The 17315-nt window shown below is 35.4% G+C and carries 11 protein-coding genes; 9 read left to right on the top strand and 2 right to left on the bottom strand.

Going from position 1 to position 17315, the window contains the following annotated elements:
* Nucleotides 1-15 precede the first annotated feature (15 nt).
* From ACK1JC_RS09435 to ACK1JC_RS09395, 9 genes are all read left to right on the top strand, one after another.
* A complete protein-coding gene (locus tag ACK1JC_RS09435) occupies nucleotides 16-1887 on the top strand; it encodes a DUF262 domain-containing protein (protein WP_409511618.1) in 1872 nt (623 codons plus the stop codon).
* Nucleotides 1884-4976 (top strand): type I restriction endonuclease subunit R, encoded by a 3093-nt coding sequence (locus tag ACK1JC_RS09430; protein WP_409511617.1) that lies wholly within the window; start codon nucleotides 1884-1886, stop codon nucleotides 4974-4976. The genes ACK1JC_RS09435 and ACK1JC_RS09430 overlap by 4 nt, the downstream gene beginning before the upstream one ends.
* Nucleotides 4973-5677 carry a M48 family metallopeptidase gene (locus ACK1JC_RS09425; RefSeq protein WP_409511616.1) on the top strand — a complete coding sequence of 235 codons (705 nt, stop codon included), beginning with the start codon at nucleotides 4973-4975 and terminating at the stop codon, nucleotides 5675-5677. The genes ACK1JC_RS09430 and ACK1JC_RS09425 overlap by 4 nt, the downstream gene beginning before the upstream one ends.
* A gap of 23 nt (nucleotides 5678-5700) precedes the next feature.
* A complete protein-coding gene (locus tag ACK1JC_RS09420) occupies nucleotides 5701-6021 on the top strand; it encodes a hypothetical protein (RefSeq protein ID WP_409511615.1) in 321 nt (106 codons plus the stop codon).
* Nucleotides 6022-6899: 878 nt separating this feature from the next.
* Nucleotides 6900-8405 carry a hypothetical protein gene (locus tag ACK1JC_RS09415; protein WP_409511614.1) on the top strand — a complete coding sequence of 502 codons (1506 nt, stop codon included), beginning with the start codon at nucleotides 6900-6902 and terminating at the stop codon, nucleotides 8403-8405.
* On the top strand, nucleotides 8396-10456 hold the full coding sequence (locus ACK1JC_RS09410) for a hypothetical protein (protein WP_409511613.1): 2061 nt from the start codon (nucleotides 8396-8398) through the stop codon (nucleotides 10454-10456). The genes ACK1JC_RS09415 and ACK1JC_RS09410 overlap by 10 nt, the downstream gene beginning before the upstream one ends.
* Before the next feature lie 12 nt (nucleotides 10457-10468).
* On the top strand, nucleotides 10469-11161 hold the full coding sequence (locus tag ACK1JC_RS09405) for a hypothetical protein (RefSeq protein ID WP_409511612.1): 693 nt from the start codon (nucleotides 10469-10471) through the stop codon (nucleotides 11159-11161).
* 845 nt (nucleotides 11162-12006) lie between these two features.
* Nucleotides 12007-13947 (top strand): DUF4407 domain-containing protein, encoded by a 1941-nt coding sequence (locus ACK1JC_RS09400; protein WP_409511611.1) that lies wholly within the window; start codon nucleotides 12007-12009, stop codon nucleotides 13945-13947.
* An 11-nt stretch (nucleotides 13948-13958) separates the two neighbouring features.
* Nucleotides 13959-15374 (top strand): oxidoreductase, encoded by a 1416-nt coding sequence (locus ACK1JC_RS09395; RefSeq protein ID WP_409511610.1) that lies wholly within the window; start codon nucleotides 13959-13961, stop codon nucleotides 15372-15374.
* A 66-nt stretch (nucleotides 15375-15440) separates the two neighbouring features.
* Here the strand turns inward: ACK1JC_RS09395 and ACK1JC_RS09390 are convergent, their stop codons facing one another.
* Both ACK1JC_RS09390 and ACK1JC_RS09385 read right to left on the bottom strand, forming a co-directional pair.
* Complete coding sequence (locus tag ACK1JC_RS09390) at nucleotides 15441-15893, bottom strand: N-acetyltransferase family protein (protein ID WP_409511609.1); 453 nt, start codon at nucleotides 15891-15893, stop codon at nucleotides 15441-15443.
* A 189-nt stretch (nucleotides 15894-16082) separates the two neighbouring features.
* Nucleotides 16083-17285: a benzoate/H(+) symporter BenE family transporter gene (locus ACK1JC_RS09385; RefSeq protein ID WP_409511608.1), complete on the bottom strand. Its 1203-nt coding sequence runs from the start codon at nucleotides 17283-17285 to the stop codon at nucleotides 16083-16085.
* Nucleotides 17286-17315 lie beyond the last annotated feature (30 nt).

Genomic DNA, 17315 nt, shown 5'->3' with positions numbered 1-17315 from the left:
TATAGAGGGTTAGCTATGGGGTATAGCACATTATCAATTCGAGAAGTAACACGACAAATAGAGCAAAACAAAGTTTTTTTACCAGCTTTACAACGTAAGTTTGTATGGAAAAAAGATCAAATTGAACGCTTGTTTGACTCCATTATGCGTGGTTATCCCATAGGAGCTTTTCTATTTTGGGAGCTTGATGCCAAAGTGGCAAAGGACTATGTGTTTTATGAGTTCTTAAAAGACTATGACGAACGAACTCCCTATAACCGTCGTAAAGAAGGTGCGTTTAGCCATGAGCAAATCATTGGTGTGCTGGATGGACAACAGCGATTAAGTTCCATGTTTATTGGTTTTAATGGATTCCATAAAACCAAGAATAGCTACGCATGGAAGTCAAATCCAAATGCCTACCCTGAAAAACGTCTATATCTCGATTTACTCAATTTACCTTATGAGATAGATACTGAGACAGGTGAAATTCGCCTGAACGAAGCTGAAAACTACCCATTTAGTTTTTTGACTGAAAAAGAAAGTCAAAAGCTGGAACGTAAAATTGATGACCAGATTAAACCATGTTATTGGTTTAAGGTGGGCGAAGCTTTGCATTGGGGCAAAGATGAAAATATTGACGTTTACTATCAAACACTCATTGCTCAAATACAAACAGAACATCAAAATCAAATGCGGTTCTTAGAAATATTAGAACAGCATCAAACAGAAGTGTTATACGGTCTGAAAACCTTACACGGACGACTGCATGATGAAAAACTCATTAGCTACTTTCAGGTACGTGAAAATGATTTAGAAAATATTCTGAAGATTTTCGTACGTGTAAATAGTGGTGGAACCATATTAAGTAAAACCGATTTATTGTTTTCAACCGTGGTTGCAACGTGGTCAGCTGGTCGTGACAAAATAGAAAAGCTCAATAAAGATATCAATCAATTCGGTAAGGGCTTTAAATTCGGTAATGAGTTTCTTATGCGTGCTTGCTTATATCTCACAGATTTAGATGTGAAATATAAAGTAAATTCGTTTAAAGCTGAAAATGTAGAAAAAATTAAAAACAGTTGGGAAAAAATTCAGACAGCCGTTAATCAGACAGTACGTATCTTGGATGAGTTCGGTTATTCAGGTGAACATTTACCTTCCCAAAACGCACTGTTACCAATCGTATATCACTTATATAAAGGTGGTCAGGTTGATGACAGCAGTAAAAAACAAATGATTAAATATTTGGTTCATGCCAATGTGAAGCAAATATTTGGTAGTTCTCAAGAATCAGTTTTACAAGATTTGAGAAGAACACTGCGTAGTAAAAACGAAGATGGTACATATTCTTTAACACAATCTCAGTTCGATTTTGAAGTTTTGAAAACTACAAAACTTTCAGGCGGTAAATCTTTATTTGTCACCGATGAAAATATTGAAGACATCTTAGGTAGAGAATACGGTGCGATTACGTTCAATATCTTGGTATTACTGAATCCTGACTTTAGATTGCGTGATATCAGTTTTGCGCAAGATCATATCCATCCAAAATCTAAATTTAATAAAACAGAAATGTCTAAAGCTGGAATTCCTGTTGAATTACATCAAACCTTTATTAATTTAAAAGACACCTTACCAAACTTGCAGTTACTCAATGGACGCTGGAACTCAGGTAAAAATGATAAGGCCTTAGTGGATTGGTTTGCTGGACAATCTAAAGCTGACCAAGACGCAATTAGGTCAACAGGCTTATATCCAGCTGATGTCTCATTAGCATTTTCAGATTTTTTAGTATTCCATAACCAAAGAAAAGCGTTATTAAAAGATCAGCTTTATAAAGTTCTTGATATTAAACCCATGATGCAAAACATAGTTCAAAGTGTAGAAGTTGAGGAAGCGGTATGAGTGATGTCGGTCAACTAGAAAGAATCACGCAAAACCGTGTCGTTCAATTATTTGAAAATGATTTGGGTTATCGAAATTTAGGTAATTTACACGACCAAAATAACAAAAATATTCGTGAGCAAGATCTAAAAAGATGGTTGAAAGGACGTGGTGTCAGCGATGTATTAATACAAAAGGCATTCCGCCAAATTGATGCTGCGTCAGCATTAGGGGAAGGTCGAAAGCTTTATTATGCCAATAAAGATGTCTATCGCTTATTACGTTATGGTGTAAAAGATAAAGAAGGAGCTGGCGAGCAAAATCAAACCATTTGGCTCATTGACTGGCAAAATCCAGAAGCAAATGACTTTGCCATAGCAGAAGAAGTTTCTGTTCAAGGTGAATATAAGAAACGACCTGATGTCGTTCTTTATGTAAATGGTATTGCTTTGGGCGTGATTGAACTTAAGCGATCAACTGTGGGGTTAACAGAAGGTATTCGCCAAAACTTAGATAACCAGAAAAAAGACTTCATTCGTGATTTCTTCACGACGATGCAGTTGGTGATGGCTGGCAATGACACGCAAGGTTTACGTTACGGTACGATCGAGACGGCAGAGAAATACTATCTTGAGTGGAAAGAAGAACTAGAAAATCCTTATTCAAATAAGCTCGATTTTCATCTGAGTCGCATCTGCAATAAAGAACGCTTTTTACAGCTGATTCATGATTTTATTGTCTACGATGCAGGCATTAAGAAGACCTGTCGTCATAATCAGTTCTTCGGTATTGAAGCAGCAAAACACAGAATTGCAACAAGAGAAGGCGGTATCATCTGGCATACGCAAGGCTCAGGTAAAAGCTTAACCATGGTCTGGTTAGCCAAATGGATTCGAGAGAATGTACCTGATAGCCGTGTATTAATTGTTACTGACCGTACTGAACTTGATGAACAGATTGAAAAAGTTTTTGGTGGGGTTGAGGAAGCGATTTATCGTACACGTAGTGGTGCTGATCTGATCCATACTTTAAACACAACCAATCCTTGGTTGATTTGTTCTTTGGTACATAAGTTTGGTCGCCAGGTTGACGATGAAGAGGATGATGAAGCATCTTCAGCAGATTTCATCGAAGAAATGAAAAAAGCCATACCACATGATTTTAAAGCTAAAGGCGATTTATTTGTGTTCGTGGATGAATGTCATAGAACGCAATCAGGCAAACTGCATGAAGCCATGAAAGTAATTTTACCTGAAGCCATGTTTATTGGTTTTACAGGTACGCCATTGATGAAAAAGGATAAGAAAAAATCCATTGAAGTATTTGGCTCTTATATCCATACCTATAAATTTAATGAAGCGGTTGAAGATGGTGTAGTTCTCGATATTCGTTATGAGGCGCGAGATATTGACCAACGTATTACATCACAGAAGAAAGTAGATGAATGGTTTGAAGCTAAGACCAGACAATTATCACCTTTAGGAAAAACGCTGCTCAAACAGAAGTGGGGTACGATGCAAAAGGTGCTTTCAAGCCGTTCGAGACAGGAGCAGATTGTTGCTGATATTTTGATGGATATGGATACTCGTCCTAGGCTTATGGATGGACGAGGAAATGCCATGCTTGTCTGTTCAAGTGTTTATCAAGCATGTACTGCCTATAAACTATTTAATGACACAGACTTAAAAGGTAAAGTCGCAATTGTGACCAGCTACCAACCTACAGCTGCGAGTATTAAAGGCGAAGAATCAGGGGCTGGACTAACAGAAAAACTAGCCAAGTATGATATCTATCGCCAAATGTTGGCAGACTACTTTGAAAAGCCAGCAGATCAAGTGGGGAATTTAGTTGAAGAGTTCGAAAAACAGGTAAAGAAAAAATTCATTGAAGAACCTGGTCAAATGCGTCTGCTCATTGTAGTTGATAAATTACTCACAGGGTTTGATGCACCGTCAGCAACATATCTATATATTGATAAATCGATGGCAGATCACAACTTATTCCAAGCGATCTGTCGTGTGAATCGTCTGGATTCTGATGACAAAGAGTATGGTTATATCATTGACTATAAAGACCTTTTTAAATCCATTGATAAGACCATTAAAGATTATACATCTGAAGCCTTAGATGGATATGACAAAGAAGATGTAGAAGGATTACTGAAAGATCGTATTCAGTCTGCACGTTTAGATTTGGATACGGCTCTCGAAGTAGTCAAAGCATTATGTGAACCTGTGCCTGCACCTCGGTTGAGTCAAGACTATCAACATTATTTCTGCGGTAAATCTGGATTGAATTCTGAAGAAATAAAGGAAAAAGAGTCGTTGCGCTTAGCTTTATATAAGGCGGTGAATAAACTATTGCGCAGCTACGCTAGCATTGCCAATGAGTTACCAGAAGCGGGATATAAATCACAGGAAATTACAGATCTAGAAGCGGATGTAAAGTTCTTTGAAAATGTAAGCAAAGAAATAAAAGCACATAGCGGTGATGCTGTTGACATGAAGGTCTATGAGCCTGCAATGCGTCAGTTACTGGATATGTACATCCAGGCAGAAAGCAGCGAAGAAGTCATTAAGTTTGAAGAGTTTGGGTTAATTGATCTAATTCTAAGAGGCGATGATGATTTTAAGGGTGTACCTGAAAACATCAGAAGAAATCCTGAATCAATGGCTGAGGCAATTGAAAATAACGTCCGTAAAAAGATCGTAGAAGAGAATCCCGTAAATCCAATTTACTACGACCAAATGTCTGTTTTACTTAATGAAATCATTGAGATCAGACGTAAGAATGCAATTGCTTATAAAGAGTATCTTGAGAAAATACGCGATCTCACACGAAAAGTGGCTCAGCCAGCAAGACGGAATGATTATCCCGAGGGAATCAACACTCCAGGTAAACAAGCATTATTCGACAACTTTGGTAAAAATATCGAATTAACGCAAAAGATTGATAAAGCCATCCAATCCAACAAATTGGCTGCATGGGTGGGTGATGATGCAAAAGAGAAAATTTTGCTCAGAGGTTTAAGTAGAGAATTGGGTATTAATGATAAAAATGTTCTAATAGCCTATTTAACGCTTGCGCAAAAGCATCAGGAATATCATTGATCTCAACTTTAAAGATTGGCTCAATTCATATTGAAGTAAATCATAAAGATGTTAAAAATCTGAATATTACCGTACATCCTCCTTTAGGGGATGTACGAGTTTCTGCACCTTTAAATATGTCTGAAACAGCAGTGCGAATGGCAGTCATTGGGCGATTAGCCTGGATTAAAAAGCAACAGGCAGATTTTAATGAGCAGAGAAGGCAATCTAAGCGTGAAATAATGAGTGGCGAAAGTCATTATTTGTGGGGTAAGCATTACAGATTAAATGTTATCGAGCGATCTGGTAAGCATTACATAAATAAGCATGGTCAATGGTTGGATCTATATGTAAGCCCGAATTCTTCGGTAGATAATCGTCGTAAAGTAATTGATGATTTTTACCGAGTAGAGCTAAAGACAGCTTTAGATGAATTGTTGCTCGAGTGGCAAGAAAAAATGCAGGTTACGATTTCTGCCTATGGTATTAGAAAAATGAAAACAAAATGGGGAAGCTGTAATACTGATACGGCTCGAACATTATTTAATCTTGAGTTAGCTAAAAAACCTTATGAATGCTTGGAATATATTGTAGTGCATGAATTGGTGCATTTATTCGTCCGTACTCACAATGATGAATTTTTAGCTTACATGAGCCAATATTTACCAGACTGGAAGCAGCGAAAAGCTCTTCTTCGTGATCAACCATTAACTGACCTATAGTTTTATTTTATTGATGTTAGAAAATGAGACATTTAAGCTGTAAAGAAATATATGATGTAATAAAGGAATTGGGTATCAAAGAAACGAATACTAGAGAATATGCTTATGAATTTCAATTGAAGAATGGGCAGTACATCTATGTGAAACGTTTATTAGATACTCAAAAACGAAATCCAGAACCATTGCGGTTAATGATACATCCATGTTTTATTGCTCTTAAAGAAGATCTACTTTCGTTCGAAAATATTGAGTTTAGTTTTGAAGAAATGGGTAATATGAATTCAGCATTTGCTCAATTTCCTAAAAGTAGTCAATCACAATGTGATGAAAATCCAACTAAATAGGGTATTGGTGTAAATTTTCAAGATAAAAGAAGTTTATTAAAATTAATTGTCTTTATTGAAAGCGTATAAAATCAAGAAAGGTGCTCATTTGAGCACCTTTCTTGATTTGGGTTTTTAAGGGTTAATACACAATTCAAATTCAGAGATTTTTCATTGGTTTAAATAGTGAGTTCAATTGTCACCATCTCAGATAGCTCAGTTTAAATTATATGAAGTCTTTACCTAAAAGATATCAGCCTAAAGATTCAAGGCATATTATTACTAATAGAATAAAAAAGCGTAAATAATCTTTACCTTTTGATATCGTGGATTCCTAAAATCCACGAGCAGGATTTAATATAATGCTGAACTATACAAGTGAAATATTAGTATTTAAATCAATCCTATTACTTCTTAAATCTGCAATTTTTTCAAATTCAGTATTAATTTTATTTACTGTATTTATTTCAATTTTAGCTAAAAAATTAGCATGGATGTGAGCATCTTCTACGCAAGCGTCTTACTTTCATCTAACAACATTTCACATGAAAGCTTTCCTTAGATTGAATCAATGACTGCGCCTAAGATCAGTATTGGGATAAATTTTTTTCTTACAAAGAAACGCCTGCACTATCAGCACAAACAAAGTTGAATTTATTTGAAATTTTTTAAAAGTTAATTTCGATTAGTTAAAGTCATTTACTCATAGCCTACCGTTTTTTGATGTAGTAAGAAATGCGTTGGCTTTTTTTGTAAGAAGTAAAAAAGTCAAATTCTGTGATGGAGTTAATATTCTTTTTTGTTTATCATCTGTTTGTTTTTTGTATATGTGAAATATCACTTTAAATCTAATAAAGAAATTATAGTTCTAGCTTGAAGCTTTAACGATGAGGGGAATTATGAAAAAGGCTATATTGACACTATTGTGCTTGGGTATTGTTCAAGTTAGTACTGCTGATATCGTTAAAGCGAATGGGGAAGGTAGTGCACCTATCGTTAAAAAAGACCTAAATAGTACACGTAATCAAGCATTCAATAATGCAAAAAAGGATGCAGTGATTACTTTGATTAAACGTATTAATGGCCCTCAAGCTATGAACGATGCGAATCAATATTTGGATGATATTGTAAAACAAATTGATAGCAGTTATGTGTTGAATCGAGGGAGTAGTACTAATAGTAACAATGAGTTAGTTACCCAAGTTAGTCTAGAAATGGATGATCAAGAATTTCGTTCAATTCTCAATGATTTAGGGCTGGCGAAGAAAAGTAGTCGAACAAGTCCAATTATGATTGTAATGGATGAATATTTTGGGGTACCAAAAGATAACTCAAAACCTGTTAAAGAGTTCACATCATATTTTTCTGATCGTAGTTATAGCTATGATGAAGATGTGAGTTACAAAGCCAGCGAAAGTGCCAAAGCCAGTGCTTCAGATTCTTATTCTTCAAAAGGACGTTCAGCTGCTGCATCTGGTTATGCTTATGATAATTACTATGGGGCGGGTGTTGGTGTTTCCGCTCGTTCAGCAAGCCATAATAATTCAGGTAAATCAGCTTCTTCAAGTAGCTACAACGCTAGTGAATCAGCTAAATACAGTCAATCCGAACGACAAAATGATATCCAAAGCTTTGTGAAATATGTGGAATATCAGACTCCAAGTACTAAAGCTGAGCGTGATAATCAAACCTTAAATTCAATTGCGAGTTCTGCTTCACGTTATGATTTGCGGTTGCTCGATTCTGACCGTTTTAGAAGTCAGTATTTGAATGGTCGGAGTATGTCGATTCAGCAACTGATGAGTGATACAGAGTTGAATAAACTCGTAATCGCTGCACGAAAAGAAAAAGCAGATTGGTTTATGGCGGGTAGCTCTTATATTTATGATCGTGGTCGTTCGAGTGCTACTGGGCAATTTGTCTGTGATGGTGCTGTTAGTTTCAAAATTTATTCAGTCGATGATTCAACTTTGATGGGTGGTGAAACTCGTACAGAATCTTCGACAGGTGCGACTACAGATTCTTGTCGTACGAATGTTGCTAAGAAACTTGGCGAATTGGCCGTTAGCCAAGTAGGACCACAGATTCTGGGTTATGCAAAAAATCGCACTATGTATGGTAAAGAAATTACCATTTTTGTGAAAAGTGTTTCTGGCAATGTTTCTTCTCGTTTAGGGGACGATTTATACATTGCCTTAGATGAAATGGATGGTGCAGAAAATATCGATATTCGCACTCAGGATGGAAAATTGGTCGAAATGACCATGACTTATAAGAGTGAGAAACCTGTTAGTGCAGAATTGGCTAAAGCACTACGTAAAGTAAATCCAACTCTATCAAGTGCTGAGCGTTTACAAGCAGGTAATACGATTACACTTTGTATTGGTGGTACACAATGCAAGTAAAGTTAAAAGCTTTATGTTTAGCTATGCCGATGCTTGTTTCGGCATGGGCAAATGCGAATATTCAAATTTACCCATCGAAAGGAATTTTTGGGCTAGAGCAACCTTGTCGTAATGATTCTAGCAAATACGAAGCGAATGGGTCTTCAATTGTATGTGACTTCAGTCAAGCGATTGACAATGAAAGCATTCGTAAACAAGTTGAGCAACTTTTTGTACAAAGTTTAAAGGAAGGTTTTGATGAACAGATAGTCGATACTATTTCACAAAAAACGAAAAACCGCACTTATATCGCATCACTAGAAGTTTTGCGCGCAAGTGAATACATTGTGAGGAAGGATTCGACTGCCGAGGTTTTTCTTCCAGTGACCTTAAGTCTAAAACTCACCAATGTGTTATCTGGAGAGGTTATATATAGTGACAGTAAGACCTTGTCACAACCAATTCAAGTCCTTGCTACAGAGATTGATTCTAGCGTAACCAAAACAGCAATTAAGCAGAAATTTCAAAGTACTTTGTTGATGCTAACGCGGCAAGTGACTCAAGAATTAAAATCAAAACTTAAAGTTTCTGAAACAGAAACTCAAGTGATTGATCAGTGGAAATCCTATCTTGTTTTAGATAAAGGCTTTAAGCAAGGAATTGCTGCACAAGATGAGCTCAGCTCAGCAGATGGTGATTTGATTCGTGTTGTGCATGCTGACAGTGATTATGCTGTGGCTGTACCAGTCTTGATGCAGAGCAGTAGTAAGCACTTTAGTAAAGTTTCAACCAATACACGACAGGCTATGAATAAGCCCAAAGCTTTGGTGGTCGATGTGCTGACTTATCAAGGCGAATCGAAAGACTTAATAGAACAAATTTTTTCTGATGCAGTGGGTGAGCAAGCCTCATTTACTCTAACACCAGTCAATCGACGTTATAGTGCGATGGCACAAAGTATTAGTGAGCAAACTGGATTAGCGCAAAGTGAAGACATTAACCAACGTGAATTACCTGAATTTTTCATTCGAATAAATGTCATCCCTGTAATTGCTTATCAGCAACAAATTGGAAAAATAACTCAGCAACAGGTTTTTCATAGTGAAGTCTTTGCTGAAATGATTGATCGTTCTGGCCGGGTAATTTACTCCGCGCATGCAACCGATGATATCAAAGATGTGATTTCAGATGGAATGGGATTTTCTATCGAGGCTCGTAAAGAAGTTGTATTGAAAAATGCACTTTTGAAATTAGGCCAACAATTTCAAAAAGGGATTCAATTTACTCGTTCTGATTTAAAAGTCTCAGGATCAAGTGGTCAGAACATCGTTATTGATGATGCTGGCGAGCGCTTAAGTACAGGAATGAAAGTCCATGTTTATCATTCAGATAAAGCAACAGGACGTAATATTTTAATTCCAACATGGGAAGCGACCGTTTTAGAGCGTCAAGGCACGAAAGTTAATGCGCAATTAGATTTTCCAGTTAACAGCAGTGATCGTTTACCTGTGCGTTCTGGAGACACTGTTTTGCTTGATAGTTCTGCCCCAGTGGGAGATTCAAAGCAATCTCGTGTTTTATGTTTAGGTCTGCATACTGAGCAAATTGGTGAAATTCCATTTTATGGTTTTGGTCCATTGATTTATCACGCTTTTACTAGTCAATCGAAACGACCATTCTATGCGACAGGTTCAGGCTTTAATGGACAGACTTTATTAAGAGACTCAGTGATTGCTATGACTGAAAATGCAGGTTTTAAAAAAGATATGAAAGTTAACTTTCATATTCCAACAGACGAATGTTTACAGCCAGTGCTTAAGCTCGAAGTGAAACAAGACAGTATTAGATGTAATGCTGACAAAAGTAATTGTGATGCCACATTAGTTATGGCTAGTGGGGCGCGTAGATTTAACCAAAAGGCTGAGAAAATAGGGGCTTATGGTTTGCAACAAGAAATTGGATTGAAGGGTATTGATTATCAGCATCGTCATGAAATGTATAACATTCAGATGTTTGAGGCTTTACCACAAATTTTAAATCAAATCGTGCAAAAAGCCGATTCTTCACAATAGGGGTAACAGGGTATGAAAAAAATTGCGATTGTTTTAGCAGCAACTGCTTCAATAAGTGCATCAGGTGTCTATGCAGGTTTTGGGTCGTTGAGTAATCTTTCGTCATCATTATCTGAATCTGTAACTGGCGTATCTTCTTCAAATATGGACCTCAATGGTTTTTTCACGCAGGCTAAAGCAACCAATGCAATGTTTATTCAGAGTCGTACGGCTTTAGCTTCATTGCTTGCAAGTAAGCAGGATTCAGATGAATTAAAAGCAAAACAGAAAAGTTTGAAAACAACTTCTGATTTGAAAGAAAAAGAAGCAATCCAAAAACAGATTGTTGCATTATCAGATACTGTTTTAGAAGCTTCACAAAAAGATGAGGAAGCAACTGTAGCTAAACTTTCGGCACTGAATGCTGAGCAGAAAAAACATTTATTGAACTCTGCAACTAATTTTGCCATTGCAAGCCTAACTGCTCGCGAATTAGCTGTAGGAGCTAAAAAGGTGAGCACCAGTTTAATTGCAAATCCAAACAGTCTAACCAATACCGGAATGTCTTTAGTTGATGCTAAAAGTATGGTTGGTGATATCACTGGTATTGCTAAAAATTCAACTATGGCTTTGGTGGAATACCCGAAACTGTTTAAAAAAGCGGGTATTGAATTTAAAGTCCCAACAAGTTCGTCAGAAAAACCAAAAACTCTTGATGATATTTAAAAATATTATTTAAGTTAATGCTTGTAAAAACTCTAAATTGTAAATGATAATTAAATCAATTGCTTAACTAAAGGAAACCCCGAAGTGGTTTCCTTTAGTTTTTTATAAAATCAAGGAAATTCAAAATCATCGAAGGTAGTTCTCATTGAATAATATCCCAATACTAAATACCTAATAGATTAGATATATTTCATAAATCAAAAAACGACCATTTTTTAATTGATATTTATATCCTATATTTCAGAGTTATTGTGCACAATCTGTAGATAAAATATATTGATTCACAGGACTTTTCTGAAAAACAGTTTACCAGAAGGAGCTCTATATTTTGAATATACGTCATTACATCACTCTGAGTAAAAATGGATTGTAAGTAATTCTTAATAATGAATGGGCTAAGTATAATAAATAAAAATCAGTTATTTAATGCATTATTGATACAAGTAGAACAATAGAGATGTTTTCAAGATTTCTCCAAATAGCCTTGCACAGTTAAGTTGATATTTGGTGTGTACTCCATATTCATTGAAGCTTACTGTCGACTAAGAACAAGCCAAGCAATTCAATGATTGGTCATTTAGCGCCTTTCCCCCGTAGGTAATTTATTGCTTTTAGTCTGCAAGTGGTTTCGTGTTTCTAGTTAGCCAAAGATTAAAGAGTAGAAAAAGTGATGTTCCTTGCGGTAAAGTTACTAGATACTACTATTTTGAGTTTATATTTTACTTTGTTACATGGGCATCAGAAAAGTTTCTTTTCCTTTTTTACTAATAGATCAAAAAAAAACAGTGCACAAAAAATTACAATATTATACAATTTTGCAAAATTAAATCCAAATACATCACATTATGAATAAAGAACCAAATTTTATTATCAAAATCTGGGATTTTCTCACTCTTAAAACCTATCATAAAAATTTATTAACAAGTGGTGGTTCGACTTATCTCACAGTTATTTCCTTTATCATGATTCTTGCAGCTTTATCTGAAGGTTTTGCATGGGGATTTTTAGGTAGTACTTTTACTCCTAATTCACCTTACATCGGTTGGAGCATTGTAGGTGGATTTGTTTTTCTTCTAATGTGGTTTTTTGACCGATCAATGGCATCTGCTGATTTATTAAAAGATGAACATGAAAAAACCTTAAATGGTTTGGAATCAACAAGAGAACCATTTTATTCACAGTTTGGTATAAAGTCATTTATAGCAAAATATTTTCCATTTGCTATCAGGATTGGAATCGTCTGTTTATCTTTATATATTACCGCACCTTTTTTGACTCAATTGGTTTTTAAAGCAGATATTGATAATAAAATGATGGAACAGTACAAAGATAATATTGCTCTAGCGAAAAAAAATGGGTTGGAAAGTCGCGATAAAAAAATTGCAGAGCTTGAACAATTAGTAAATAAAACTAATGAAAAATTACAGGTAGAAATCAGTGGTAAGAGTGGTACAGGATATGGTCGTGGTTACGTTGCTCAAAGTATTGAAAGGCAATTAGAAACACTACAATCTGATTTAAAATCCACTCGTATAGAAAGAGAAGCTTTTTTAACTAAATTTGATCAAGCAGTAGATCGTGGTAATGAGGAGGGGTTAAAAAAATATGGAATTACAATTACTAAAGATAGTCCAATTTTTAGGCAACAAGCTATTGAAGAATTTGAAAGTCAAAAAGCATTTAATCAAACAAAATATGCTGTAGATGTGTTTTTAATAATACTTGGAACTATCTTAATCTCTGCAAAACTTATGCAACCTCGTACTTTGCAGATGTATTTCTCAAGTCGTTTACAAGAGAAATGGGTACTATATAAACTTGGTACATTCGATAAATATTTGCCTGAACAAGAACGAAGTGATCTTATTCTACAAACTAATCAGTCTATTCCTGAAGAGTTTGAGGAAATCATGGTTCAATATGCTAAAGACCAAAGTGAACGAAAAAAACAAGAAATATTGATGATTCAAGAAAAAGAAAGACTTTCAAGAGAAAAACAGAAGAAACAATTGTTAGAGGAAGAGCGTTTACTGGCTAAAGCGAAACAAGAACAAGAACGTCAAGAATTAGTAGAAGCCGAACTAAAAAAAGCACAACAAATTCATTTTGAACGTCTTGCGAAAGAAAAAGCTGAGATTGAAATGCGTGAAAAATCTCGTATTTTTTATGAAGGGCAAATTCTAAAAGCTTTAAATGAAGTAGAAGAAGCTGAAATACAATATTTAAACAAATTTTCTAAAAAAATAGATCAATTAGAAATTGACGAAAAAAACTTAATTGAAGAGCTCCATGATATTGAACGAACCTATAAAAACCATGAAGATAATATCGAAGCTCGCAACAAACGAATTAATATTGCTGAAAAAGATTTAGCTGATATGCAAGACCTTGCACGTAAACTTCAGCGACCAGAAGAAAATCATACCATTGAAAGTCTTCGAGCCTTTACGACTGCAGAGTCTGCGGTTGTTGAGCAAAAGACTTATATTAAAAACACTAAATCTTCATTACTAACTTTTGAAACAGATCAGAAGTATTTTCAAGAAAGTATGGCTCGTATTCGTGAACAATTAAGTAAAACTAGAACCACATTGGCTGAGTTTAAGGAACCCTTAGAAATTATTTCTACCTCTCGTTCCAAAATTGAAGCACGAAAAATGGAGCTATTAGGAGCTGAGGGATTAATTGACACACCATATGAACCACACCATGATGAAGAGATACCCATGTTGGTAGAGAAACTAAAAAGCCAGCTTTCGATCCAAGTACCGTCGTATGTATCTTAAGAATAAATTTTATGATTTGGTTAATTTTTTTCGTGGTGACAATTTTAGGCTATAGCAGTTTTACTTTTATAAGAAAGGTAAAATTGCATCGTAATCGCTGTGAGTATATCCGTGCAAGTTTACATTTACCTATAGATAATAAGAAAAAGGATTATTCATATTTTTTTCCAGCTGGTTTAGCTGTCGGTGAGTATTTATGGCAAATTTACACTATTGATCCAAGCGTGATTAAAGCTGTCGATTTTAGTAGCCAAGAAGAGTTAAATTCAGCTTTAGATGTCTCAAACTATATAATGTTGAATATATTGGAAAAAGATGAAACTTCTTTATCGGGCTTTAGAAATCGTTTAATTGGTTATCTTGGCGAACAAAAAGTGAGTGATCTATTAGATACACAAAGCCATAAAATTGTTTGGGCCAGCCTATCCAATCAAGAACTCTGGGACTTAAAAATTGACGGCGATCTCATAAATGTCAAAACCGTTCTAGATATAGACAGCATTAAAATGACAGCTTTGGCACATCCAGATGTAACTTATTTAGTGCCTGAAGATACCTATCAAAATATTGCAGTAGATAATATACAGCCATTGGAAGGTTTGAGCCATGCCAATATATCACAACAATTTGACTCTACTATCGAACAGGCAAATGGTAATGCTGCCTTAGATTCATTTGATCTACATTTGCCTATCGCAAGCGGAATAGCTGCACTCAATGAAAGGCAACGCTTATTAAAAGCAGGAGGAAATGAGAATTCGATAAATAAGAATGTCTTTATCGACTTTTCTTCAAAAACTCTAGGTAGTTTGACCATGGCAAAAGTTGGTACATCTATCGGGCTTGGTTTAGGAAGTCTTGTGTTTATGCCAGTTGTTGGAGGTGTTATCGGAGTAGGAGTTGGAGCATTAATTGGTTCAAAAGTGGGAACTGGGTTTGGTAAAAAGATCAAAGAATTAGAATTACAAAAAGAAAAGCTTCGTTTGGAACAAATGCTGGATAAATTTGGTCTTCAATATTTACCATATATTAAAAAGTTAAAATATCAAGTTAGTATTCCCTTACAAAAGCAAAAGCAATCCTTTCAAGTGATCGAACAGAAATGCAATCAATATTTACCATCACAAAAATGGAAACTTTATTTTTTCCCCGCTTTAAATTTTATTTTTTATGATGAGTTAAAAATAATAGGTAAGAACAACTTAGAGAAGTCATCTAGCAAGTTTCAAAATATAGAAAATACACTTATGGCTATAGAAAATGAAAAGAATACAAAAGAATTGGCAATCTTAGTTTTAAACAATATTCATTTACGTGATTTACTTTATATAGATCTGATGCAAATTAGAAAAATTTATAATCAGAAACGTAAGGTTTATATTGAAAGATATAAGCTGTATCCAGATAAATTTCCATTAAAAGACTGATAAATTGTAATTTGATAAATATCAAAGCCAAAATCTTGTGGGCTTTGGCTTTGATACATAACCTAATCATAAAGGCATACGATATTCAATAATTCCTGGTTTTTCAGCGATCCAGTCATAAAGTTTCTGGGCAGTTAGGTTTGTCTCTTGAGTATGCCAATATAAACGATCACAATTTTGAGTACGCGCTCGCTTTTGGACATATTCTATTAAATGTTTCCCGATGTGTTGTCCACGTGCTTCAGGTGATACATATAAGTCCTCTAAATAACAATAGTTTGCTTCTGCCCAAGTTGAGCGGTGAATCACATAATGGACAAAGCCTAAAACTTTGTCGCCTACCTTGGCAACGGCACAGTACACAGGTTCAGCGTCATCAAAAAAGCGTTGCCATGTAGTTTGTGTGACTTCATTCGATAAATTAACTTTATAAAATTCTTGATAAGCAAGCCAATAAGCTAACCATTGTTGGTAATCTTGATACTGTGCAGGTGTTACTTGAATATTTTGCTTTTGCATGGTGATGTTCCCATCATTTTTGGTGATTAAAAATTGATGGGTAAAGCATAATCTTGATATGGTACTGTTTTAAGATACAGTTTTTGTATTTTTTACAGTACCAGTTTGATGTTTTATACTAGACACCGCGAAAAAATATATCCAACAGGATATTGAATATTTCTAATCATTTACCGTTTTTTTATATAATTATCCGAAAATAAATCGTTTGAATTTTCCATTTAAGACAAAATAAGCGATCAAGCCTAAAACCAATCCCCAAAATGCTCCACTAATATCAAATAATGTAATATTGGCAGCACTGGCAAGAAAGGTAACTAACGCTGCTTCACGGCTTTCACCATCACTCATAGCATTGGTTAGACTTCCAGTAATAGTGCCTAACAAGGCAAGACCTGCTAACGTACTAATAAAAGTTATTGGAAATGCTGCAAATATTGCAGCAAGTGTGACGCCAAAAATTCCAACCAAAATATAAAATATCCCCGCGGCAATTCCTGCTATCCAGCGTTTAGAAGGATCTTCATGAGATTCCTTACCAGTGCAGATTGCAGCGGTAATTGCTGCAAGATTAAATGCGTGAGCGCCAAAAGGTGCCATAATGAAAGAACCTAAACCTGTGACAAGAAGAATAGGTTTGGCATTGGTTTTAAATCCATCATTTTTTAAGATCAATAAACCTGGCATATATTGCCCTGTTAGTGTGATTAAAAATAAAGGTACGGCAATACTTAATGTGGAATTGATTGAAAAATCAGGAGCAGTAAGAATCGGTGAGGCTAATTTCAATTCAAATCCTGCAAAATCAATTCGAGTCTGAACGATCAAAAAAATCAAACCAAAAACTAAAACACTGACGATGGAGTATCGTGCAGAAAAACGCTTAACAACTAGATAAATCAGAAATAGTGATAGTGTCAGAAGTGGGTCGATTATCGTGTTGGTAAACGCAGTAATACCAAATTGTAATAAAATCCCTGCCAACAAACCTGACGCAATGCTTACTGGAATTAGGCGAATCAGTTTTTCAAAATAGCCAGTAACTCCTAAAATTACGAAGGCTAAGGCGGAAAGTAAATATGCACCAATCGCTTCAGCATAAGGAATAGTCGCAAGAGCCGTAATAAGAAATGCTGCAGCAGGAGTAGACCATGCCGTAATGATGGGTTCTCGGGTGTACCAACTTAATAATATTCCAGTGATACCAACACCAATTGAAATGGACCATACCCATGAAGCTGTAAGCTCTGGGCTAAGTCCTGCCATTTGTGCTGCTTGGAAGATTAAAATGAATGTACTCCCATAATTGACAATTACCGAAATTAATCCTGCCAAAATAGGAGGGAGTAAATCCTTGGAATAACGGTGAAAAACTGCGAGCCGAACTGACATAACCTCAACCTCTGAAAACTTTAACCATGA

Source organism: Acinetobacter sp. TY2 (assembly GCF_046269225.1).
GTDB lineage: Bacteria > Pseudomonadota > Gammaproteobacteria > Pseudomonadales > Moraxellaceae > Acinetobacter.
Note: the sequence above shows the minus strand (reverse complement) of the source record. Positions and strands in the feature narration are given on the sequence as shown.